Below are 21,392 nucleotides of genomic sequence, written 5' to 3' on the forward strand. Positions count from 1 at the left end.
TGGTTCCGGAACGGACGCCCGCGTTGGCCGTCAGAGCTGGGCAGCAACGGCTCAACGCGGGCCCACTGATCATCAGTAAAAACTTGAAAACGAGACACGCCGCCAAGTTTTCCAGTCAGCGATCAACCGATTTGGGAGACACGCCCTAGTCCCACCCGCTCAGCCACCGAACTCAGACCGGCACGCGGAAGATGAACGTGGTGCCTTCGCCCAGCCTGCTTTCAACATGGATGGTGCCGCCGTGGGCTTCCACGATTGCCTTGCTGATGGACAGCCCCAGCCCCACTCCGGGGATGGCGGTCCGGCGCACACTGCTGGTTCGGAAGAACTTTGAGAACACTTCGGCCTGGTCCTCGCTGCTCATGCCCATCCCGGTATCACTGACGCGGCAGGCAACCTGGCCGTCTTCCTGCTCCAACGAGACCACCACGTTTCCGCCGTCGGGCGAGTATTTGATGGCGTTCGAGACGAGGTTGTCCAGTACTTGGGAGATCCGGGGGCCGTCCACGTGGGCATCCAGCCGTCCCGGCGCGTCAGCCTTCAGTACCACCCGGGCAGCGTCAGCCTTGGGCATGGCGGCTGAGACGCTGGCACGCACCAGGTCGGCCACGTCCACCGCATGCGGCGTCACGATCAGTTGGCCGTTCCTGGTGGCGAGAAGGTCCGATACCAGGGTCAGCAGGCGCTCTGAGTTGCGTCTGATGATGGTCAGCGGTTCCAGCTGGTCATCCCTGGGTTCGTCCTCCAGCAGGATTTCCACGTAGCCCAGGATGGACGTCAGGGGTGTCCGGAACTCATGGGACACGCTGGAGACGAACTCGTCCTTGGCGGCCAGCGCATTCACCAGGTCGGTCACGTCGCTGAAGACAATGACCGAGCCCGCGAACTGGCCGTCAGCGTCCTTCATGGCGCGGGCGCTGGTGGTGATGGCGCGCTGCTCCTTCCCAGCGCCCAGCCAGACCAGGTAGTCGGTGAACGTCTCGCCCAGGACAGCCCTACGCACCGGGCGCTCCGCCACCGGAACCAGGGTGGTGCGGTCCGCGGCGAAGACCAGCAGCTGCGACTCGTTCGGATCCTCAATGGTCTTCGGGCTGGCCAGCTCGTGGTTGGCGCGCTGTTTCCGGTTCATCAGGATGTCATGTCCATCTGCGTCGACGGCCAGGACGCCGATGTTCACGGTTTCCAGGACGGAGTTGAGCAGGGCCTCCTGCTGTTTGGTGCTGCGCAGGCTGGCTTGGAGTTGCTCGTCCTTTTCCTCGAGGGTCCGCTGCTGGCGCATCATGCTCAGGGTCAGGACGCTGACCGATACGCCGATGCCCAGCATCATGACGGGCAGGAGCAGTGACTTGGCCAGGCTGGGCCCGGAGACATCCCCGTGGATGAACAGCGGAACCCAGATGATGGCCAGCGGAGCAAGAAAGGACAACCACAGCGCAAACCGTGGATAGTAGCCCGACGCGCAAAGCCAGATGACAGGGAAGACCGACAGCAGGCTGATGCCTGTCAGGCTCTCCTGTCCGCCCTCCCGGCCCACCGCGATGGAGACGAAGTCCAGGAGAGGGATGACCAGGAAGCTCGTGTAGGGGAGCCGGTCCCACGGCACCAGGAAACACAGTGCCATGATGGCCAGCTGGGAGACAAGGAACGCGACGAACAGCGGGTTGTCCATGGTCCCGGGGAAGAATGCCCACATGAGGAACGCCGTCAGCAGTGTGGTGATGAACAGGGGCGCCTGGCTCAGGACCACCCTGTCCGTCAGCCGGTATTCGTGGAAAGGGCGACGAAAAAACCGCAGCCGGCCCGTCGCCCACGCTACTGGCTCAGTCATGAATGGTGGCCAGAAGTGTGGGGGTTGTGAGACGCATACCAACAGGGTATCGGCAGCGGGCTATACTTCTCACGTGTCAAGCTGGCTGAGGGGGCTTGTATGAGTGATGCACGAGTGGGCCTGGTCATCGAGGATGACCAGGATATCCGGGAGTTGGTCCGCGCTGTCCTGACCCAGGCTGGGTTTGACGTGAGCGTTGCCGCCAGCGGGACTGAAGGAGTCTTGGCGGCACGATCGCTGAATCCTGATGTCATCACCCTGGATCTTGGGTTGCCGGATATCGACGGGTTTGAGGTCTCCCGTCAGATCCGTGAATTCTCTGACGCCTACATCGTGATGCTTACTGCACGGGCGGAAGAACTGGACACTTTGATCGGTCTTGAGTCCGGGGCTGATGATTACCTCACCAAGCCGTTCCGCCCCCGGGAGCTCCGGGCGCGGATTGCGGCAATGATGCGCAGGCCCCGCACGGCTGCTACTGACACGGTGGAGGATGCCCCGGCGGGGGAGCGTCAGGGCGACCCGGGGACCGGCCACTACAGCCACAACGGGCTCGACCTGACGTACGCTTCACGCTCCGTCACGGTGGATGGCCAGGAGCTCAACCTGACGCGGACGGAGTTTGAACTGCTGTACGCGCTGCTCGAGGCGGGACGGACTGTCCGGACCAAATCTGATCTGGTGCGGCGCCTCCGGGACGAGGATTACGACGTCGGCAGTTACATCAGCGAGGCAGACGAACGGTCCGTGGAGGTGCACATGGGAAATCTGCGGAAGAAGCTCGGCGATTCACCACAGCGTCCGCGCTGGCTGCAGACCGTCCGCGGCGTCGGTTACCGCTTGGCACCCGCGGCCCGCTGAGACTCCAAGCGGTTTAGCGTTTGGCGGCAGCACAGGTTGATGGGCCGCAGGTAGTCGACGGCCAGTTGCGGCAACGAGACGGAGGGCTCCGTGCGGGGTGAGTCCTCGCGGATGCAGCGCTCAAGGTCTGTGGCCAGACCAGCCAGCCGCTCTGCGCCCACCATCTGGCTTGACGTCTTGATGCTCAGGACAGCATCCACGGCTCCCGGCAGGTCGCCAGTGGTCAGGGCCAGGCGAAGCCTGCCGATCCGGACCGGCAGGTAGTCGATGAAATTGCCCACAAAAACGGTGCAGTAGCCCGCGTCCTCAGCCAGTTCATCACGGAGGCGGTCCAGGACCGAAGGATCCACCAAGGGGCGCCCGGCATCGTCGGAGGGAGCCATTTCTGTCCTTTCCGCTTGTGTCGCCCACTTCAGAAAGGTGGGGTGGAAACATGGGTCATCTTGCATCTTCAGGGTAATTCGCTTCCTTTGCCCGGCGGCCCTCCGGGTTCAAGAATGGGGTTTTCGTGTGGAGACTGCGGGTTTTGCCGTTAAGAGTTCATCTTTGCCGGTGCCGATCAATTCGGGCGCGGGCAAACATTCAAGAATGGCTCAAGTTCGGGGGGCGCTGCCTACGCGCCTAGAAACGCCACCAGGTGGGCTTCAAGGGCGGAGCTGTCCTTCAGCTCGCACTCCCAGACGGTGAGTACTTCCCAGCCTGAGGCTGCCAACTGACGGCGTTGCTGCTCGTCGCGCTCACGTGTCCGGGTCCGCTTGGCTTCCCAGAAAATGGCGTTCGCCTTGGGGGCGTGCTGCCCGGCGCGGCAGTCGTGGAAATGCCAGAAGCAGCCATTGACGAAGATGACCTTGCGCCTGCCGGCGAAGACCAGGTCCGGGTTGCCGGGCAGGCGGACGTTGCCGGATTTGCCGTGGAGGCGGTAGCGGTACCCCTTGGCGTGCAGAAGGCGGCGCACCAGCAACTCCGGCTTGGTGTTTTTGCCCCGAATGCGGGACATGTTCCAGCTCCGCTGCTCGGGCGTCAGCCTGTCCGGCATGGTTCCAGTCCAGGAGCTCCTAGATTTCCCGTTCCGGCTGTTCCCCGAACAGGAAGTGACGGCCGCTGACGGACGTGGGCTGAATTTCCACGTAGAAATCTTTGAGTGTGGGCACCCACGTCTTGAGCTCCAACGCTTCGACGGCCTCAAGTTCAGCGGAGGTGGTCAGGACCCGGGCCGTTCCCCGCAGCACAATGGACCAGGCTTCGTCTGAGAGGATACCGTCCGTTTCAAACAGCACCTTGGAGTTGATGGTGAGCTGGGCCAGCTTGTTTCCTGGCGCCGTCCGGAGGTAGATCTTTTGGCCAGAGGTCACGTAATTCACGGGGAAGATGTCCGGCTCGCCAGCCACGGAGACCACTATCCGGCCGTGTTTGGTTGATTCCAGGAGTTTCCAGGACTGCTCGTCGTCGAGTTCCAGAATCGGGTTATCGTCTGCGTGGGTGAACATCATAACGGCCATTGTTCTACGTTCAGTAGAAGAATTCTAGGGCTGGGGAGGATTCATTTCCGTTAACATCGCTGCGTCCGTGACGTGAGCACGCGGCTGACCATCCTGTCGGCGTCACCTGGACTTTGAGGCGCCGGCCGCATGCGCGGCAGTAACGCGGAGGTTCCAGCTGTAGCTTCTCCCGGCACTGCCGGTGGGCGTACGACGGCGGGTTGGCGCCGCCGTCGTACGTCTCGCCGCAGTGGCCGCAATACCCAGCGCTGGTTGGGCTTGTGGGAACACTGTTCATAAAGTTTTCTGCAGTTCCTTGATGGGCATGTTGAGTTCCACCAGGAGGTTGAGGTCTGCCGTGGCGGGGCGGCCCAGGGTGGTGAGGTAGTTGCCGACGATGACGGCGTTGATGCCGCCGAGGAGGCCTTCCCGGGTGCCGAGGTCGCCGAGGGTGAGTTCGCGGCCGCCGGCGTAGCGGAGCACGGTGCGGGGCATGGCCAGCCGGAAGGCGGCGATGGCGCGGAGGGCGTCTTTGCCGTCCATGAGGCCCTGGTTTTCGAGCGGGGTTCCGGGCCTGGGGTTGAGGAAGTTCAGCGGGACTTCGTGCGGTTCCAGGGCCGCGAGCTGGGCTGCAAGTTCTGCGCGCTGTTCCAGGGATTCGCCCATGCCGATCAGGGCGCCGCAGCACAGGTCCATGGCGGCGTCCTTGACCATGGCGCATGTCTCGAGGCGCTCTTCGTAGGTGTGGGTGGTGACGACCTGGGGAAAATAGCTGCGTGCGGTTTCGAGGTTGTGGTTGTAGCGGTGGACGCCCCAGTCCTTGAGTTGGGCGACTTGGCGCTGCGTCAGCATGCCCAGGGAACAGGCGATGTTGATGTCCACCTCTTCGTTGATGCGGTCGATGGCGAACTTGATCTGGTTCATGAGTTTGACGTCGGGTCCGCGGACGGCTGCCACGATGCAGAACTCCGTGGCTCCGGACGCGGCGGTTTCCTTTGCGGCTTTGACCAGCTCGGGGATGTCCAGCCAGATGCCGCGAACGGGGGAGTCGAAGACACCCGACTGGCTGCAGAAGTGGCAGTCTTCGGGGCAGCCGCCGGTCTTGATGGAGATAATGCCTTCCACCTCTACGTCCTCGCCGCAGTGCTTCAGGCGTACCTCGTGAGCCAGTTGCAGGGCGGCGGGCAGGGCGTCGTCCGGCAGTTGGAGGATTTGGACGAGCTGATCTTCCGTCAGGCCGACGCCGTCTTCAAGAACCTGTTTTCTTGCTGTTTCAAGAATCCGGGGCCTGTTGGTTTTGGGTCTTGCGGTAAGCGTCATTGATCCGTCCCTCATGGAAGTTCCGTGGTCTGACTCGACGCTAGTTCGGCGTTCTGCGGCGGTTTTTGTCGAGGGGCTACAACTGCGGGTGCAACTGTTTGTTGGCCTCTCGTGCGACTGACTGTCCCGTTCGATGCGGAGCCCACCCAGCACCCCACCCTCCGCTGTGACTTCTTGATTGGTCCATGGCGGTGGTAGAACCGTTGCTTGGGGCCTGTGGATAACTTTGATCGCTCTGATGTGTCCTGGGCTACCCTTAGATCATTGTTCGGAGCGAGGCGTCTTGAAAACTATCGGGGGATTAGCTGCCCATGACATCGCACAATTTCTTCACCGTCCGGCATCTGCGTGCCGCCACTATCGCGACCTTTGCGGCAGTGGCTTTGGCCCTGTCCGGCTGTAACTCCGGTGGCGGCCCTGGCGGAACGGACACCGCATCGCCCGCGGCTTCGCAGACGCCGAGCGCCACACCCACGCCAACCCCGACTCCCACTCCCGCCTACGTGCCCGCATCCGCCAGCGGCCGCGCCCAGAATGTGCCGGTGCCGGTACTTCCGGAAGTCGCGAAGACGGAGACGAAGGAGGGGCTGGAGGCGTTCGCGCGGTACTGGTACGCGACCCTGAGCTACGCCTACGAAACCGGTGACACCGAAAAGTTGGGACAGCTAAGCGGACCGAGTTGTGTCTTTTGTGCGGGGCTGAAAGATGGTGTGTCGGCCGCATGGAGCGATGGTCGCTGGATATCGGGAGGAAAAATCGAAACGCCCGCGGTATCTGCGGAAGTCGTAAAGGGTAAGACTGCATACGCCACAGTGCAGGTTGTTCAACAGGCAGTTGAAATCAGAAAGCCGGACGGGAGTCTCTACCAAGATCCGACTAGGGCGACGAATACAGGAAGCCGGGCGGACGCGACTTTCGGTGCATCGGGATGGATGATCTCTGACTTGGGCCTAATCAGGTAACCATGGAGATCAAGAGCGGTGGCCTAGCGGCCCTCTGCATGTCGTTTCTCCTTATTGCTATTACTCCCACAAATTCGAGCGCTGATGAGCCGCCTATCATCATTGGCTATGAAGACAAAGGGCTTGCTGTGGGTGCGGACAATTGGGTCGTGGACAGAACCACTGGTGAGATCAGGCCTGGCCACGCGGGACAGGCGCCGTCCGACCCGAACAACTACAAGTACGAGCTGCAGTGCCACCTTGGCGGGGGTGACTTCGACTCAGTCTGCCTGCGGGCGCAGATCGAGTGCCCGGACCGCGCGGACGGCGAAGTGGGTATCCCGGTCATCTGGTACTCCATGCCCCGAGGCGTCCCGGGCGCGGTGTGGGCTATCCATTCCGGCCCCACCTGTCTCTACGACGCCCAGCCCGAAGACCTCCTGCCGCGAATAGCGGCGGCCATCCAGCGGCAGTTCGAGAGCCTGCCGATCAACGCCGGCACTGTCGTCGCGCAGCCGAGTCCGCACACCCTCCGTGGCGCCGAAACCAACTTTTACGCAAACGCGGCTGAACAGCAGTTCGACGTGACGATGTTCGGGCAGAAAGTGCACGTTGTGGCTACGCCGGTCCAATACACCTGGAACTACGGCGACGGGACCGTGTTCGGCCCTCAGCCTTCGATGGGCGGTCCGTTGCCGCAGGAGCGCTGGGGCGAGAAGACCCGGACCAGCCACGCGTATGCGCAAACAGGCGACTTCCAGGTGGTCCTCACCACGTCATTTCAAGGCACCTACGCCGTCAATGACGGACCGCCGCTACCCATCCCGGGCCAGGGCCAGTTCAGCGCACCGCCGCAAACCATCAGTGTCTGGCGCTCCATCACGCGGAACTACGCCGATGACTGCAACGTGAACCCGCAGGGGCAGGGCTGTCCCGGCGTGCCGTCAGCGCAGTAACCCCTCCCACAGCTACGTGTGACGGCCCTCTCGACCGGAATAGATGCAGACGCTAACCAGTTGGCCAAAGCAGAACTAATTACCTGCGAAAGGAACTGCCTGTGCTGTTTTCCCCGTTGACCCTTGGTGAGCACGAACTCTCCAACCGCCTGGTGATGGCGCCCCTGACCCGCCTTCGCGCGGGCCAGGAGGGTATCCCGGGAGCGTTGCTCGTGGAGCATTACCGTCAGCGCGCCTCCCTCGGCCTCATCATCAGTGAAGGCACATTTCCGAGCCCGGCCGGACGCTCCTACATGGGGCAGCCCGGCCTGGTCACCGAGGCGCAGATTGCCGGCTGGAGAAAGGTCACCGACGCCGTTCATGCCGAAGGCGGCCGGATGTTCGCCCAGGTGATGCACGGCGGACGGGTGTCCCACGAGGACATCACCGGCGGCCACACCATTGTGGCGCCCAGCGCCGTGGCAATCGACGGCGAGGTCCGCACCCCGTCCGGCAAGAAGCCATTCCCGGTACCGCATGCCCTGACCGGTGACGAACTGTCCGTGGTGATGCAGGAAATCGTGACGGCCTCCCGCAACGCCATAGACGCGGGCTTCGACGGCGTGGAACTGCACTCAGCCAACGGCTACCTCCTCCACGAATTCCTCGCACCCAGCTCCAACATCCGCACGGACAGTTACGGGGGGTCACCGGAAAACCGTGCCCGCTTCGTGATCGAGACGGTCAACGCGGTGGCGGCGGCCGTGGGGGCCCAGCGAGTCGGCATCCGCATCTCACCCGAGCACAACGTCCAGGGCGCCATTGAAACTGACGCCGCCGATGTCCGCGCTACCTACGAGGTTCTGGTGGACAGCATTGCGCCGCTGAATCTCGCCTACCTCAGCGTCCTCCATCAGGACCCCACCAGCGAGTTGGTGCAGGACCTCCGGGCGCGTTTCAACGGCACATTCCTGGTGAACTCCGGCTTCGGCACCATGACCACCCGGGAGGAAGCGGCCGGCCTGGTGGCAAACGGCCACGCTGACGCCGTGGTGGTGGGGCGCCCCGCCATCGCCAACCCGGACCTCGCGCGGCGTTGGAAGGAAAACCTTCCATTGAACGAGCCGGACCCGTCCACGTTCTACGCGGACAGCTCAGCGGGCTACACGGATTACCCCGTGCACTCGGCCTAAGGGCCCGCGGGTGGTCACCACCCCCGATTTAACGACGACGGCGGCACCCGGCTTTGGGTGCCGCCGTCGTTGGCTGCTCGGTGTGCTGTCCCGGCAGCTTGAGCCGAAAGCCATCCGACGGCCTTGGGCTCCTTTATCAGAAGACGACCCGCTTCGGCCTGCAAAAGGAGCGGTACCGCCACAATACTCCAACGAATGGACTACTGCCAGAGGCCTACAAGAAGGCTTCCCGGCCGGTCCCTTCACGCATGACGAGCTTGTCGTCCTGGATGGATACGAGCAGGCTTTTGGGCTTCCCGCTGACCTTGGCTATGGCCTTCAGGCCCCGGTTGGTGACCTCCACGCCGACCTGCGCACCTTTGGCCGGCAGTTCCACGGACGCCTCGAATGCTTCTCCGATGAGCGGGTTGGTTGAGACACCAATATCGCGACGGACTTCCTTGCCGTTGACCATGACGGTGATGTTGGCCTCGTCGAATCCATCCTGAAAGACGATGAGCAGTTCCCGCATGGTGGCCTCTTCCTCGAGAGTAAATCCCTGTGACTGCATATCCACTACAGCACTTCGCGGCCCGCAGCGGAATACCCGGCTAGCCGCGTCCCTCGGACCCAGATGGAGGCGGTCAGGCCCCGTAAGGCAAAATGTTCTGGTGACCACCCAACTTCCGCATGCCCCGTCCGCGCCCCCGTCCGCCGTTACCTCGGACAGTGCCATCCACGCCCAGATCGCTGCCGAGCTCGGCGTGAAGACCTGGCAGGTGACAGCCGCCGTGGAACTGCTCGACGGCGGGTCCACCGTCCCGTTCATCGCCCGGTACCGCAAGGAAGCCACCGGGACGCTCGACGACACCCAGCTCCGCGAGCTCGACGAACGGCTGCGTTACCTCCGCGAACTCGAGGACCGCCGTCGTACTGTCCTGGAGGCGATCGCCGGGCAGGGCCAGCTGACCGCCCAGCTGCAGACGGCGATCCTGGCAGCGGACACCAAGTCCCGGCTGGAGGACATCTACCTTCCGTTCAAGTCCAAGCGGCGCACCAAGGCGCAGATCGCCCGCGAAGCCGGCCTTGAGCCGCTCGCCGACGCACTCCTGAAGCGGCCCGACCTCGACCCCGAACGCGAGGCGGCCAAATATCTGAACGCTGAGCACTCCATCGGCGACGCCCCAGCCGCGCTCGCCGGTGCGCGGTCCATCCTGGTGGAGCGGGCGGCCCAGGATCCGGACCTTGCCGCGAACCTGCGTGAGCGGCTTTGGAACCAGGGGCGGATGGTGTCGCGCGTGAAGAAGGGCAAGGAGTCCGAAGGGCAGAAGTTTGCCGACTACTTTGCGTTCAGCCAGGTTCCGTCGGGAATGCCCTCGCATCGCGTCCTCGCCCTGCTCCGTGGCGAGAAGGACGGCGTCCTGGAGCTGGATCTCGCCGAAGCTGATCCGGATAACGACGACGCCCTCGCCGCCGCCCGCGCACGCTATGAGACTGCGGTGGCCAGGTGTCTCGGATTGGCGGACCGCGGCCGGCCCGCTGACGCATGGCTGATGCAGACCGCGGAGATTGCCTGGCGCTCGCGGGTGCTCGCCAGGCTGACCTCCGACCTTCGCGGCCGCATGTTCACCGCCGCCGAGGACGAAGCGGTTCGGGTGTTTGCCGCCAACCTGCGCGACGTCCTGCTGGCCGCGCCCGCAGGCAACCGCGCCACGCTGGGCCTTGACCCGGGCCTGCGGACAGGTGTGAAGGTGGCCGTTGTGGACGGCACCGGCAAAGTCGTGGCCACGGACACCGTGTACCCGCACGCACCTGCCCGGAAGTGGGACGAAGCGCTGGCCACGCTGGTGGGGCTAGCCCGAAAGCATGAGGTTGAGCTGGTGGCCATTGGCAACGGCACGGCGTCGCGCGAGACCGACAAGCTCGCCGCGGAACTGATCAAGCTGCTGCCCGCGGCCGAGAAGAAACCACAGAAACTGGTGGTTTCGGAGGCGGGCGCCTCGGTGTATTCGGCGTCGGCCCTTGCCGCCGCGGAGCTACCCGGTATGGATGTTTCCCTGCGCGGCGCGGTGTCCATCGCACGGCGCTTGCAGGACCCGCTGGCCGAACTGGTGAAGATTGATCCCAAATCCATCGGCGTCGGGCAGTACCAGCACGATGTCACGGCATCGAAGCTGGACCGCAGCCTGGACGCTGTGGTGGAAGACTGTGTGAACGCGGTGGGCGTGGACGTGAACACTGCGTCGCCCGCGCTCCTGAGCCGTGTGGCCGGCGTCGGGCCTCTGTTGAGCGAAAACATTGTGGCCTACCGGAACGAACACGGACCGTTCGCCAAGCGCAGCGAACTCAAGAAAGTTCCCCGGCTGGGGGCGAAAGCCTTTGAGCAGTGCGCCGGCTTCCTGCGGATCACCGGGGGCGCGGAGCCGCTGGACGCTTCGAGTGTGCATCCCGAGGCGTACGCGGTAGCCCGGAAAATCCTGGTTGCGGCCGGCTCTGCGCCGGCGTCGTCCCTGGACCCGCAGGCGTTCGTGGACGGAACGTTTGGCCTTCCCACTGTCCAGGACATCCTGGCCGAGCTGGACAAGCCCGGACGCGACCCGCGGCCCGCCTTTGCCGCGGCGACGTTCTCCGAGGGCATCGAAAAAATCTCCGACCTCAGGCCCGGCATGGTGCTCGAGGGGACGGTGACCAATGTTGCTGCATTCGGCGCGTTCGTTGACGTGGGGGTGCACCAGGACGGCCTGATACACGTATCGGCGCTGGCCAACCGCTTCATCTCCGACCCGCGTGAAGTGGTCAAGTCGGGGCAGGTTGTGCGCGTGAAAGTGCTGGAAGCTGATCCGGAGCGGAAGCGGATTTCCCTGACGTTGAGGCTCGACGACGAACTGCCGCCCTCCGGCGGCAACCCGCCTGGAAACGACGGCCAGCGGGGCGGGCGGAACACAGGCGACCGGGACAGCGGCTCCAGCGGCGCGCGACGGCCCGGCGCCTCGGGCGGGCCCCGCCCCCGCAGCCAAAATGCTGAACCGGGACGGGGATCGTCCGGCAAACGTCCCGATAATCGGCCTCAGGCCGGCATGCCGGCTCCTGCCGATACAGCCATGGCTGAGGCGCTTCGCAAGGCCGGCCTCGGCAAATAACCTGACCTTTGCGGGCGGTTTGGGCGAGTTCTAGCACCGGTAGGAACGGGTCCAGCCAAAGCCGCTAAGGAAGCAGCACGCGGGGGCGCCCGAACTGGGTCCGAACTCCGGGGGAGAAGAGGACAGAGTCAGGGGGACCGGACACGTTGATTCCGGCGGCGCTGATCAGTCCGTCGTTGACTCTTGTCACCTCGGCCCGGTGAAGGGGCCACGCCGCATGGGTGTTGGGAACGTACAGCGTGCGGCGCCCGAGCGTGGTGTGGAGGCCGAACCTCGCTGTCAGGTAAATGGACAGCGGATCGGCAGCGACATTGTCCAAATCGGGTACGGCCCCGAAGTCGCTCCGCGCCCCGTCCCTGAACCGGCGGACGGTGAAGCCGATGGAGTTGTCCATCTGCGAGCGATGGAAGCCCGCGCGGGACCAGACGTAGGGGATTCCCGCCGCCCGGGCCGCCAGGACCACAGCCAGCCGGTTGGCGTCCAGGCTCAGGAACACCACGCCGCGGGTACCGTCCGGTTCCCGGGAGTAGAGACGGACATTGATCTCGTTGAAGTCTCCGAAGAAGGGTACCGCGGGACCGCTGCCGAGCCCGGCCTTCTGCATGCGAAAACCTATCAGGCCCACCCACGACGAGCCGTCGAAAACGTCAGGTACCACCCCGGGCGGCATGAAGGGTGCTGCCTCGGCTTCACGCAAACGCCAGTGCAGGAACAGGGCATCAGTCCAACGCTGGTCCATGATGATGGGCCCCGGCAGTTGGGGCGCGTCCGGCCAAGGATCCAGCTTCTTCGCTTGGGAAATCATTACTTCTGCTGTCCTTGCTGCGCTTGCGCTGGTGGGGGCTTAAGCGTCCGTTCGCGCCGTGCCGGCGGGTGCTTTCTGCCATGGCCATCGTCCTGTGATTTCCAGCTCCAGCGAGAAGCTTAGGAAAGTGCGGATGAGGACGATGATGGCCAACACCCCGACGCTCTCGAAGGTGGGCGTCACGGCTACCGTCCGGATGATGTCCGCTGCCACCAGAAGCTCCAGGCCCAACAGGATGGACCTCCCCAGCAGTTGCCGATAAGCGCGATAGACCGTCAGCTTCTCGGCCCCGGCCGGCAGTTTTCGCGGCTGATAACCGCGCAGGGCCATCGGAATGGACACCACAGCGCCGATCACCATCACGGACACCCCGGCCAAGTCCATGTATTTACCCACGGCCTCGATGATCTGCTGGAAATCCACCCTGCTCCTCGTGTGTAGCGTGACTGCCACCCCTTGGAAGAAAGAGGCGCCTAACGACAGCAGCCTACGGGTGCCGGACTCCAGTTCCGGCCAGGACCGCGCGGTATCCTTCCCGGAACGTCGGGTAGGCCAACTCGAGTCCGGAGGCCCGGAGCAGCACGTTGCTGCAGCGTTTGTTCCCGCCGCGGGCCTCGCCGGCCGGGCCGATCGGCGGCTCCGGATAACCCATTTCGGCTGCCAGGAAACGCAGGACGTCCCCAAGCTCCGCGGGATCGTTATCCACGCCAACATACACCGGCGCCGGGCCGGCAGCCATCGAAGCCAAATGCACAATCGCCGCAGCAGCGTCGTCCCGGTGGATTCGGTTGGTGAACCGCGGCTCGTCGGGAATGACGGCGGCGCCGCTGCGGACCTGGTCTATCAAGCGGGTCCGCCCCGGACCATAGATTCCGCCGAGCCGCAGCACAACAGCTTCAGAACCGGTGCCGCGCAGCCGCGAGAGCAGGAGTTCCTCCGCCTCGCGGAGGACGCGCCCGGAAAATCCCCCAGCCGCCGCCGTCGTACTTTCATCAACCCAGCCACCGGCAGCGTCCCCGTAAACCGCGGTGGAGGACACAAAGACCATGCGCCGGGGAGTGACGCGGTCGCGCTCCAGGGCGTCGAGGACCTGCGCCAACCCGTCCACGTACGTTGCCCGGTAGGCCGTTTCCGTGGGGGAGTCGGCCGCAACTGCGACGACGACGGCGGTGGTGTCCGCCGGGATAACCGGCAGGTCGGAGCCGCGCAGGTCAGCCGCCACACCTTCGATTTCCGCGGGCAGCTTTTCGGGCGAGCGGCGCCAGCCCACCACGCGGTGCCCTGCGGCGGCAAACCGCAGCCCCGCTTCGGTGCCCAGGTCGCCGCAACCGGCCAGGAGGATGGTCATGCGTTCAGCCGGCGAGAACTGAAGGAGTGGGAACCGGGAAGAACACGCGCGGATCCTGCAGCAGTGCCGGGTAATCGAACGCGGACCGGTCGATGACTTCGCTGACGCTGAAGTTGCGGCCGAAGCGGCCGTCGTCGAGCGTGATGGGCCGGCCCAGAACCTGTCCCACGGCGAACCTGCGGCCGTCCTCGAAGGACACCGCAACGGTGGTTTTGCCGGGCAGCGTGGCGAACGCAGCCTCCTGCGCCTGGCGCTTCTTTGTGGGCTTCTTGACCAGCTTGGGCGGCAGTTTGCGCGGCTGCTTGGAGGGGCGCCGCGAGCCGTCATCAATGTAGACGGGCGAGTAGCCGTCCGCCGAAACTGCGGCGGGAGCGTTGGCGCGCCGGACCGGAGGCAGCGCCACGGTATTCAGCTGCTCCGGATCAACGGCGGGGTGCGGGTCACGGAGGATCCAAAGAAAGTCATCCTCGGGATCCGCGGGAAGGAACTCGTGCCGGGGCTCGGGCCAGACGTAGTCCACGTCCACATCCGCGTCGGGGAACACGGCCTTGTAGAACTTCGGTTCCTTGTGCACCAGCTTCGCACGGTGGCTGAGGTGGAAGTCAGGATTCCCGAGCCACTCCGGCATGGGGATCTTGGCGGCGTAATCCGGGTGGGCTGCCTGGGGTGCAAACTCGGTGATGTTGGCACGCGTGTTGTCTGCATGGCCGCGCGCGGTCCATTCGTCCACCATCGCCAGGCCGTACATGGTCAATGCCGGCACGTGGCCCATCCACATGCGGACTGCGGGGTGGGTCTGCCAGCCGTATTCGGGGATCACCAGAGCCCGGAGGGTCTGCAGCGCCTCGACACGCTGTTTGCCGAGCCTGGCGGTGTCAAGGGCTGCGGCGCTCTGCCGGAAATCGGGATACGGAAGGAAGGTTTGCATCCTTTCAGTCTGACGGTACGCGGCGGATGTGCCAATTGCAGTGCCCCCCGCCACACTGAGCGCCCCGGCGGCGCGCCCTCGGTGTTCACATAGTGGACTGATGCATACATGGGGGGCCTTTACCCACTAAGATCACCGAAACGCCCCACCACTCCGGAAGCCTCCCATGACAATTTCACCTGAAACGACCGCCGGCCCATCGTCGCATTTCAAGCCCAAGTTCGGGCAAATGCTGAGCCCGGAGGCCAAGGGCATCCTCGTCCTTGACGAATTTACCCTCGACCCTGCCGAAGCAAAGAAAGAGCAGCACCGCTTCCGCACCGTCATGGCGTCCGTGGCCCTGACTCTTCGCCGGATCGTCGCGCTGCGGATTGTGATTGCGCTGGTAGCCATCGGCAATTTGCCCTTGTTTCTGCTGACGAGCGGCATGTGGATCTACGCCGTGTCCCTCACCCTCGTGGTCGGCGTCCATTTGGCCGTGTCCTTGCTCAACAAGCACGAACCTAAAGTTCGCCAGCGCCAGCTGCTGGAACTTCACCTGCACCGCGAGAAGAGCGCGAACTACCGCAAGGTCCGGGACGCCGTGAAGTACATGATCGACACACCCAGCCGCATGAACGAGCACCTCTACCTCGAACTGCTTGCTGCCAAGCGCGTGGCACTGAACGTAGCCCACGGCACGGTGGCGTTGCTGGATACCAGCGACGCCAGCGCCTGGAAAGTGCGAATCGTCCGGGAAATCCCGTTCGCCGCTTAGCTCCTGCGCAACAGCGAAAAAACTGAACAAAGAACGACGCCGGAAATCCCCTGGGTGGGGATCTCCGGCGTCGTTGTTTTTACTGCTTTGCCGTTCCCGGGGAGAGGGGAAAGGGGTCCCCGGAAGCAGGAAACGCTAGGCGGGGAGCTGGATGACCTGCCCGGCGAACACGAGGTTCGGGTCCGCGATGGTGGCAAGGTTGGCGTCCGCCAGCTTCTCCCAGCCGCCCTGAATACCGAGTTTCTGGGCCACGGTGCTGAGGGTATCGCCCGCTTCCAGAGTGTAGGTCTCCCCGCTCAGTGCCGGCGCGGCAGCGTGCTGCGGAGCGGCCACCGGTGCCTGGGCTACGGGCGCCCGGGTGACGGGCGCTTGGGTGACCGGGACGCTCTGAACCGGCACGCTCTGCGGTGCGGTCGCGCCGCCCCCGCCGCTCAGGCCAAGCTTGGCCGCGCAGGCAGGCCAGGCTCCCCAGCCTTGTGAGGCCTGGACCTGCTCGGCCACGGCGATCTGCTGTTCGCGGCTGGCGGTCGCCGCGGAACCGGTGCCGCCATGGGCTGCCCAGGTGCTTTGGCTGAATTGAAGGCCGCCCGAGTAACCGTTGCCGGTGTTTGTGGCCCAGTTGCCCCCGCTTTCGCACTGAGCCAGTGCGTCCCAGGTGGACGTTGTGGTGGCCGCGTTGGCCCCTGTGGCCGAGAGCGCGACTCCGGCCGCTGAGATGGCGGCAACGGTCAGTCCGCGGCGTGCGGCAGTACGGATGGTGGTGTCTTTCATGTGATGCTCCTGAAGGCCACCAGCGCTCGGTCCGTCCCCGGAGGTTATCGCGCCACTGCCCGCCCCTGACAAATAGAGGTCAATTTTCGGTGTCTGCCGGCCGGGCAGTTCTGGTGGAGGCAGCACCGGGCATTCATTCCGCCCGCTTTGGCGGGCTTGCCCTTCACGCTAGGACATCCCGCCGCCGTTATCAAACCGAGATGATTTCTGGTGTTCAGCTGGTGGCTTGCTGGTGGAGCGCTGCAGCCAAGTACGGCGCGGTCCGGCTCTGGGAGGAACGGGCGACGGCGGCGGCTGTCCCGGCAGCGACGATGCGTCCGCCGGCGTCGCCACCCGAGGGGCCAAGGTCGATGACCCAGTCGGCGCCAGCCGCCACGTCCATGTCGTGTTCCACCAGCACCACGGTGTTGCCGGCGTCCACCAGGCCATGGAGTTGTGCCATAAGCAGTTGTACGTCGGCCGGATGCAGCCCGGTGGTCGGCTCGTCCAAAAGGTAAAGCGTGTGCCCGCGACGGGCGCGTTGGAGTTCGGTGGCGAGCTTGATGCGCTGGGCTTCGCCGCCGGACAGTTCGGTGGCAGGCTGGCCCAGCCGCAGGTAGCCCAGGCCCACATCGCGCAGACTCTTCAGGCTGCGGGCGGCGGCGGGAATGTCGGCCAGGAAACCGGCAGCGGCGTCCACGGTAAGGCGCAGGACCTCCGCCACGTTCTTGCCGCGGTGCGTCACCTCAAGGGTCTCCGGGTTGTAGCGTGAACCGTTGCACTCAGGGCACGGACCGTAGCTGCCGGGGAGGAACAGCAGTTCCACCGCGACGAAGCCCTCGCCCTGGCAGGTCTCGCAGCGGCCGCCGGCCACGTTGAAGGAGAAACGCCCGGCACCGAATCTGCGTGCCCGGGCCTGGTCAGTGGCGGCGAACTCCTTGCGCACAGCGTCAAACAGCCCGGTGTAGGTGGCCAGGTTGGACCGTGGTGTCCGTCCGATCGGCTTCTGGTCCACGGCCACCAGCCTGTCGAAGCGGTCCGCGCCCCGGACCGTCCCCACGGTCAGCGGTCCGGCGGGATCCGTGTCGTCCGGTTGGGCCGCGTCCGGTTTGGCCTGCTCAGCCGCGGGCAGGTTCCTCAGGCCCGATCCCACGACGTCGGCGAGGACACGGCTCACCAAGGTCGACTTGCCCGAGCCGGACACGCCCGTGACTGCCGTGAGCACACCCACCGGGAACCGGGCGTCCAGTTCCTTGAGGTTATGCTGGCTGATCCCGCTGAGTTCCAGCCATCCGTCGGGTTCGCGGGCGCCCTTGGTTGAAACATCGCCGCCGGAGGGTTCGCCACCGGACTCGCCACCGCCGTCGAACAGGAACGGGCGGGTGACCGACTCCGGAACGGCAGCGAGGCCAGCCACGGGCCCGCTGTAGAGCACCTCGCCGCCGCCTTCCCCGGCACGGGGCCCAACGTCCACCAGCCAGTCGGCGCGGCGCACCACATCCATGTTGTGTTCCACCACGAAGACGGAGTTGCCTGACTCCTTGAGCTGGTCAAGGACGGCCAGGAGCGGCTCGGCGTCGGCCGGGTGAAGGCCTGCGGAGGGTTCGTCCAGTACGTAGATAACACCGAAGAGCCCGGACCTGAGTTGGGTGGCGATCCTCAGCCGTTGCATTTCGCCGGGGGAGAGGGTGGGGGTGGCGCGGCCCAGCGAGAGATAACCGAGACCCAGGTCCAGCAGCACCGTGATGCGGTGCAGGAGGTCAGCGGTGATGGCGACGGCCACCTCGTTCTCCTCCCCGGAGGACTGCCGGCGGGAGGCGGTGCCGGCGTCCTTGAGGCCCGCAGTGGGGCGGATGATCTCGGCAAGTTCCACCATGGGGGCGGCGTTGAGTTCGGCGATATTGCGGCCGGCAAAGGAAACCGCAAGGGCTTCGGGCCGGAGCCCGGTTCCCCCGCAGCGGGGGCAGGGCCCGGATTCCATGAAGGCCAGGACACGCTCGCGCATGGCGGCACTCTGGGAGTCCGCCAGGGTGTGCAGGACGTAGCTTTTGGCGCTCCAGAAGCGGCCTTTATACGGCTTGGCCACGCGGTCCCGTTCGGGCGTGACTTCGACCACGGGCTGGTCCTCCGTGAACAGGATCCAGTCGCGGTGCTTCTTTGGCAGCTTCCGCCAGGGGACGTCCACGTCGTAGCCGAGGTGGCTGAGGATGTCGCGGAGGTTCTTGCCCTGCCAGGCACCCGGCCAAGCGGCGATGGCACCCTCCCGGATGGTCAGCCCGGTGTCCGGGACCAGGGAATTCTCGCTGACTGTGTGGGCCACTCCCAGCCCGTGGCATTCCGGGCAGGCGCCCGCAGCAGTGTTCGGTGAGAAGGCGTCGGAGTCGAGCGGGGCGGCGCCGGACGGGTAGGATCCCGCCCTGGAGAACAGCATGCGGAGCGAATTGGACAGCGTGGTCACCGTGCCAACGGTGGAACGGCTGCTCGGTGCGCCGCGGCGCTGTTGAAGCGCGACGGCGGGCGGCAGCCCGGAGATCATCTCCACCTTGGGATTGTGGCCCTGCTGGATGAGGCGGCGTGCGTACGGCGCCACGGATTCGAAATACCGGCGCTGGGCTTCGGCGTAGATGGTGCCGAACGCCAGCGACGACTTTCCTGAGCCGGAGACCCCGGTGAAGGCGACAATGGAGTCGCGGGGCACGTCCACGTCCACGTTCCGCAGGTTGTTCTCGCGGGCTCCCCTGACCCGGACAAAGCCGTCCGAGAGGTGGCCGGAAGTGGGAGAGGTTCGATCGTCAGCTTGCTGATGGTTCCGCATTGGTTCGACTCTAGCCGTGCACCGGCCGGCGGGCGATATCCTGAGCCGATGGACAATTACCCGGACACAGCCACCGACCCGCTGCCGGAAACGGAGCTGCCCGAGGCAGAAGTAGCGCCCCAGCTTCTGCCCCTCGCGGAACTGCACCTGCACATTGAGGGCACGCTGCAGCCCGAGCTGATCTTTGAGCTTGCCGCCCGCAACGGCCTCACGCTTCCGTATTCGGGCCTTGAGGAGCTGCAGGCGCTGTATGAATTCAGCGACCTGCAGTCCTTCCTGAACCTGTACTACGCCAACATGGCGGTGCTGCAGACTGAGCAGGACTTTGCCGACATGACCCGCGCCTACCTGGCCCGGGCGGCCGCTGCCGGGGTACGGCATGCGGAGATCATGATAGACCCGCAGGCCCACATCTCCCGAGGCGTCAGCCTGGAAACCTGCGTTAATGGTGTGGCCTCGGCCCTGGCCACGTCTGTGGAGGACTTCGGAATTTCCACCCTGCTTATTGCTGCGTTCCTGCGCGACCTTTCCGAGGAATCGGCGCTTGAGGTCCTGGACGGACTGTTGGCCATGAACGCCCCCATCGCGGCCATCGGCCTGGACTCGGCCGAGGTGGGCAACCCGCCGGCCAAATTCGAGCGGCTCTTTGCCAAGGCCCGCGAAGCGGGCCTGCGGCTGACCGCCCACGCGGGCGAGGAGGGACCGGCGTCGTACATCATCGAAGCGCTGGACATCCTGGGCGTGGAGCGGATTGACCACGGCATCCGTTGCATGGAGGATCAGGACCTGGTGGAGCGCCTCGTGGACGAGCGGATTCCGTTGACGGTCTGCCCCCTGTCCAATGTCCGGCTCCGGGCCGTGGACACCCTGGCTGACCATCCGTTGCCGGCGATGCTTGCCGCGGGGCTCAACGTTTCGGTGAATTCGGACGATCCTGCCTACTTCGGCGGCTACGTGGACGATAACTTCGCACAGCTGCAGGCAGTGTTTGAGCTGTCTGACTTTGACCGCTCCCGGCTCGCTGCCAATTCCATCCATTCGTCGTTTGCTTCCGAAGAAAGGAAAGCTGAGCTTCTTGACGAGCTGAACGGCGGTTAGCTCCGGCCCAAAGGCGTCGGTAAACTGGGACTCGTGCGTGTGGGGGAACGACCGGCGGTCCCCAAAAGCGCTCCCGGGTTGAGAAAACAGCCCACTAGCCGAGACTCATACCTCAGTTCCGCTGTAATCGACGTCATAGTCGGTCACGACACGCAGAGTTAACCATTTCAAGTCGTGCGATTTAATACGGTCTTGGCAAGATGCCTAGAGACAGATCGCTTCACTAAGGGGAATCATGGCCACGTCCACCGCAGAAAACACCAACCTTCGACTCAAGACCGTTTTGGATGTCCTGACAGAGGGCACGTGGACCGGCGAGGCGCGCAACGCCGGTGAAGTCCTGGCGGAAGCCACCGCCCGCGTGCCGTTCACCGATCACGAGGCGACGCTGCTCAGCGGCGGCATTCCCCGAGGCCACAAGACCCTCACCTCGGCCACTGCCAAGCTGGTCAAGGCTGGCTGGCTGGTCAAGGGCCGTTCCGGCTGGACCATCACCGAGGACGGCATGCGTGCCACCGTGGCGTTCGCCGATGCGGATACCTTTGCTGCAGCGCTCGACGCCGGCACTCCCGTTCCGGCCGATACCCCGGTTCCTGCCGCTCCCGCGGTTCAGAAGGCACCCGCCAAGGTGGCGGCCGCCAGCAGGACCGCCGGTGCGAAGACAGCGGCCGCTGAGGCACCTGCCAAGAAGACGCCCGCCAAGAAGGCCCCGGCCAAGAAGGCTGCCGAGGCTGTGGGCAAGGCCGCGAAGCTGATCGAGGAAGCCGTGGAGCCCGTGGTCAAGGCCGTCCGCTCGCGCAAGGCGCCCGCCACAAAGTCCAAGACTCAGGACGTTGCGTCGGAGCCGCTGGAAGGCCCGGATGAGGAAACCTTCCCGCAGCCCGAAGCCGTGGCCGTGGCAGGCGACTTCAACACCCTCCTGGGCGCCCCGGAGAACTGGGCGCCGCAGTATGACGAGTCGCAGATGGACTTCGACTTCAGCTCGCAGCTGTGGACGAAGAGCACCGAACTGCCCGCCGGCTACTACACCTTCAAGATTGCGCTGAACCGGTCGTGGACCGAAAACTACGGCGCGTTCGGTACGTTCGATGGTCCCAACCACGAGCTGCACCACGACGGCGGCACTGTCACCATCCGCTACAACCACCGCACGCGGGACATCACCATTAACAGCTGATAGCTGCACCTGCTGCCCGCGGTTATCCGGGCAAAGCAT

The 21,392-nt window shown here is 64.9% G+C and carries 21 protein-coding genes; 8 read left to right on the forward strand and 13 right to left on the reverse strand.

What is annotated here, in order from left to right:
• Positions 1 to 172: 172 nt before the first annotated feature.
• Positions 173 to 1,828, reverse strand: coding sequence for a sensor histidine kinase (locus AB4Y73_RS14725; protein WP_441872626.1), 1,656 nt, complete (start codon positions 1,826 to 1,828; stop codon positions 173 to 175).
• A 99-nt stretch (positions 1,829 to 1,927) separates the two neighbouring features.
• On the opposite strand from AB4Y73_RS14725, the gene AB4Y73_RS14730 reads away from it, so the two are divergent.
• Entirely contained in the window at positions 1,928 to 2,689 is a 762-nt protein-coding gene (locus tag AB4Y73_RS14730; RefSeq protein ID WP_441872627.1) for a response regulator transcription factor, read from the forward strand.
• On the opposite strand, the gene AB4Y73_RS14735 is transcribed toward AB4Y73_RS14730, so the two are convergent.
• The 5 genes from AB4Y73_RS14735 to bioB all read right to left on the reverse strand — a co-directional run bounded on the left by AB4Y73_RS14735 (position 2,662) and on the right by bioB (position 5,487).
• Complete coding sequence (locus tag AB4Y73_RS14735) at positions 2,662 to 3,072, reverse strand: Hpt domain-containing protein (RefSeq protein ID WP_441872628.1); 411 nt, start codon at positions 3,070 to 3,072, stop codon at positions 2,662 to 2,664. The genes AB4Y73_RS14730 and AB4Y73_RS14735 overlap by 28 nt on opposite strands.
• 230 nt (positions 3,073 to 3,302) lie before the next feature.
• Complete coding sequence (locus AB4Y73_RS14740; RefSeq protein ID WP_441872629.1) at positions 3,303 to 3,725, reverse strand: very short patch repair endonuclease; 423 nt, start codon at positions 3,723 to 3,725, stop codon at positions 3,303 to 3,305.
• Between the two features lie 19 nt (positions 3,726 to 3,744).
• Positions 3,745 to 4,179, reverse strand: coding sequence for a pyridoxamine 5'-phosphate oxidase family protein (locus AB4Y73_RS14745; protein ID WP_441872630.1), 435 nt, complete (start codon positions 4,177 to 4,179; stop codon positions 3,745 to 3,747).
• 19 nt (positions 4,180 to 4,198) lie between these two features.
• Positions 4,199 to 4,465, reverse strand: a complete 267-nt coding sequence (gene bsaP, locus AB4Y73_RS14750) for a biotin synthase auxiliary protein BsaP (RefSeq protein WP_441872631.1) — start codon at positions 4,463 to 4,465, stop codon at positions 4,199 to 4,201.
• Positions 4,462 to 5,487, reverse strand: a complete 1,026-nt coding sequence (gene bioB / locus AB4Y73_RS14755; protein ID WP_441872632.1) for a biotin synthase BioB — start codon at positions 5,485 to 5,487, stop codon at positions 4,462 to 4,464. Before bioB ends, bsaP begins: the two co-directional genes overlap by 4 nt.
• Before the next feature lie 311 nt (positions 5,488 to 5,798).
• On the opposite strand from bioB, the gene AB4Y73_RS14760 reads away from it, so the two are divergent.
• From AB4Y73_RS14760 to AB4Y73_RS14770, 3 genes are all read left to right on the forward strand, one after another.
• Positions 5,799 to 6,449 carry a DUF6318 family protein gene (locus tag AB4Y73_RS14760; protein WP_441872634.1) on the forward strand — a complete coding sequence of 217 codons (651 nt, stop codon included), beginning with the start codon at positions 5,799 to 5,801 and terminating at the stop codon, positions 6,447 to 6,449.
• Positions 6,450 to 6,598: 149 nt separating this feature from the next.
• Positions 6,599 to 7,384, forward strand: a complete 786-nt coding sequence (locus AB4Y73_RS14765) for a PKD domain-containing protein (RefSeq protein WP_441872635.1) — start codon at positions 6,599 to 6,601, stop codon at positions 7,382 to 7,384.
• A 101-nt stretch (positions 7,385 to 7,485) separates the two neighbouring features.
• Positions 7,486 to 8,556: an alkene reductase gene (locus AB4Y73_RS14770; protein ID WP_441872636.1), complete on the forward strand. Its 1,071-nt coding sequence runs from the start codon at positions 7,486 to 7,488 to the stop codon at positions 8,554 to 8,556.
• Positions 8,557 to 8,770: 214 nt separating this feature from the next.
• Here AB4Y73_RS14770 and AB4Y73_RS14775 read toward each other — a convergent pair whose 3' ends face one another.
• Positions 8,771 to 9,067, reverse strand: coding sequence for a hypothetical protein (locus AB4Y73_RS14775; protein WP_441872767.1), 297 nt, complete (start codon positions 9,065 to 9,067; stop codon positions 8,771 to 8,773).
• 139 nt (positions 9,068 to 9,206) lie between these two features.
• On the opposite strand from AB4Y73_RS14775, the gene AB4Y73_RS14780 reads away from it, so the two are divergent.
• Positions 9,207 to 11,675 (forward strand): Tex family protein, encoded by a 2,469-nt coding sequence (locus AB4Y73_RS14780; RefSeq protein ID WP_441872637.1) that lies wholly within the window; start codon positions 9,207 to 9,209, stop codon positions 11,673 to 11,675.
• Between the two features lie 64 nt (positions 11,676 to 11,739).
• Here the strand turns inward: AB4Y73_RS14780 and AB4Y73_RS14785 are convergent, their stop codons facing one another.
• The 4 genes from AB4Y73_RS14785 to AB4Y73_RS14800 all read right to left on the reverse strand — a co-directional run bounded on the left by AB4Y73_RS14785 (position 11,740) and on the right by AB4Y73_RS14800 (position 14,756).
• The gene (locus tag AB4Y73_RS14785; protein WP_441872638.1) at positions 11,740 to 12,480 is read right to left on the reverse strand and encodes a YqjF family protein; all 741 of its coding nucleotides are present in this window, start codon (positions 12,478 to 12,480) and stop codon (positions 11,740 to 11,742) included.
• Positions 12,481 to 12,519: 39 nt separating this feature from the next.
• Positions 12,520 to 12,903 (reverse strand): DUF1622 domain-containing protein, encoded by a 384-nt coding sequence (locus AB4Y73_RS14790; protein ID WP_441872639.1) that lies wholly within the window; start codon positions 12,901 to 12,903, stop codon positions 12,520 to 12,522.
• A 64-nt stretch (positions 12,904 to 12,967) separates the two neighbouring features.
• Positions 12,968 to 13,828, reverse strand: a complete 861-nt coding sequence (locus tag AB4Y73_RS14795) for an NAD-dependent epimerase/dehydratase family protein (RefSeq protein ID WP_441872640.1) — start codon at positions 13,826 to 13,828, stop codon at positions 12,968 to 12,970.
• Between the two features lie 4 nt (positions 13,829 to 13,832).
• The gene (locus AB4Y73_RS14800; protein WP_441872641.1) at positions 13,833 to 14,756 is read right to left on the reverse strand and encodes an MSMEG_6728 family protein; all 924 of its coding nucleotides are present in this window, start codon (positions 14,754 to 14,756) and stop codon (positions 13,833 to 13,835) included.
• A gap of 166 nt (positions 14,757 to 14,922) precedes the next feature.
• On the opposite strand from AB4Y73_RS14800, the gene AB4Y73_RS14805 reads away from it, so the two are divergent.
• Positions 14,923 to 15,513 (forward strand): hypothetical protein, encoded by a 591-nt coding sequence (locus tag AB4Y73_RS14805; RefSeq protein ID WP_441872642.1) that lies wholly within the window; start codon positions 14,923 to 14,925, stop codon positions 15,511 to 15,513.
• Positions 15,514 to 15,648: 135 nt separating this feature from the next.
• On the opposite strand, the gene AB4Y73_RS14810 is transcribed toward AB4Y73_RS14805, so the two are convergent.
• Both AB4Y73_RS14810 and AB4Y73_RS14815 read right to left on the reverse strand, forming a co-directional pair.
• Positions 15,649 to 16,284, reverse strand: a complete 636-nt coding sequence (locus tag AB4Y73_RS14810) for a transglycosylase family protein (protein ID WP_441872643.1) — start codon at positions 16,282 to 16,284, stop codon at positions 15,649 to 15,651.
• A 214-nt stretch (positions 16,285 to 16,498) separates the two neighbouring features.
• The gene (locus AB4Y73_RS14815) at positions 16,499 to 19,078 is read right to left on the reverse strand and encodes an ABC transporter (RefSeq protein WP_441872644.1); all 2,580 of its coding nucleotides are present in this window, start codon (positions 19,076 to 19,078) and stop codon (positions 16,499 to 16,501) included.
• 48 nt (positions 19,079 to 19,126) lie between these two features.
• Here AB4Y73_RS14815 and AB4Y73_RS14820 point away from each other — a divergent pair, with 48 nt between their 5' ends.
• Positions 19,127 to 20,176: an adenosine deaminase gene (locus AB4Y73_RS14820; RefSeq protein WP_441872645.1), complete on the forward strand. Its 1,050-nt coding sequence runs from the start codon at positions 19,127 to 19,129 to the stop codon at positions 20,174 to 20,176.
• A gap of 235 nt (positions 20,177 to 20,411) precedes the next feature.
• Positions 20,412 to 21,353 carry a pullulanase X25 domain-containing protein gene (locus AB4Y73_RS14825; protein ID WP_441872646.1) on the forward strand — a complete coding sequence of 314 codons (942 nt, stop codon included), beginning with the start codon at positions 20,412 to 20,414 and terminating at the stop codon, positions 21,351 to 21,353.
• Positions 21,354 to 21,392 lie beyond the last annotated feature (39 nt).

It is taken from the genome of Pseudarthrobacter sp. TAF60_1 (assembly GCF_052113505.1).
Taxonomy (GTDB): domain Bacteria; phylum Actinomycetota; class Actinomycetes; order Actinomycetales; family Micrococcaceae; genus Arthrobacter.

Coding starts and splice junctions, on each gene's coding strand:
- AB4Y73_RS14725 (WP_441872626.1), bottom strand. CDS start 1,828: ATGACTGAGCCAGTAGCGTGGGCGACGGGCCGGCTGCGGTTTTTTCGT.
- AB4Y73_RS14730 (WP_441872627.1), top strand. CDS start 1,928: ATGAGTGATGCACGAGTGGGCCTGGTCATCGAGGATGACCAGGATATC.
- AB4Y73_RS14735 (WP_441872628.1), bottom strand. CDS start 3,072: ATGGCTCCCTCCGACGATGCCGGGCGCCCCTTGGTGGATCCTTCGGTC.
- AB4Y73_RS14740 (WP_441872629.1), bottom strand. CDS start 3,725: ATGCCGGACAGGCTGACGCCCGAGCAGCGGAGCTGGAACATGTCCCGC.
- AB4Y73_RS14745 (WP_441872630.1), bottom strand. CDS start 4,179: ATGATGTTCACCCACGCAGACGATAACCCGATTCTGGAACTCGACGAC.
- bsaP (WP_441872631.1), bottom strand. CDS start 4,465: ATGAACAGTGTTCCCACAAGCCCAACCAGCGCTGGGTATTGCGGCCAC.
- bioB (WP_441872632.1), bottom strand. CDS start 5,487: ATGACGCTTACCGCAAGACCCAAAACCAACAGGCCCCGGATTCTTGAA.
- AB4Y73_RS14760 (WP_441872634.1), top strand. CDS start 5,799: ATGACATCGCACAATTTCTTCACCGTCCGGCATCTGCGTGCCGCCACT.
- AB4Y73_RS14775 (WP_441872767.1), bottom strand. CDS start 9,067: ATGCGGGAACTGCTCATCGTCTTTCAGGATGGATTCGACGAGGCCAAC.
- AB4Y73_RS14785 (WP_441872638.1), bottom strand. CDS start 12,480: ATGATTTCCCAAGCGAAGAAGCTGGATCCTTGGCCGGACGCGCCCCAA.
- AB4Y73_RS14795 (WP_441872640.1), bottom strand. CDS start 13,828: ATGACCATCCTCCTGGCCGGTTGCGGCGACCTGGGCACCGAAGCGGGG.
- AB4Y73_RS14800 (WP_441872641.1), bottom strand. CDS start 14,756: ATGCAAACCTTCCTTCCGTATCCCGATTTCCGGCAGAGCGCCGCAGCC.
- AB4Y73_RS14805 (WP_441872642.1), top strand. CDS start 14,923: ATGACAATTTCACCTGAAACGACCGCCGGCCCATCGTCGCATTTCAAG.
- AB4Y73_RS14810 (WP_441872643.1), bottom strand. CDS start 16,284: ATGAAAGACACCACCATCCGTACTGCCGCACGCCGCGGACTGACCGTT.
- AB4Y73_RS14815 (WP_441872644.1), bottom strand. CDS start 19,078: ATGCGGAACCATCAGCAAGCTGACGATCGAACCTCTCCCACTTCCGGC.
- AB4Y73_RS14820 (WP_441872645.1), top strand. CDS start 19,127: ATGGACAATTACCCGGACACAGCCACCGACCCGCTGCCGGAAACGGAG.
- AB4Y73_RS14825 (WP_441872646.1), top strand. CDS start 20,412: ATGGCCACGTCCACCGCAGAAAACACCAACCTTCGACTCAAGACCGTT.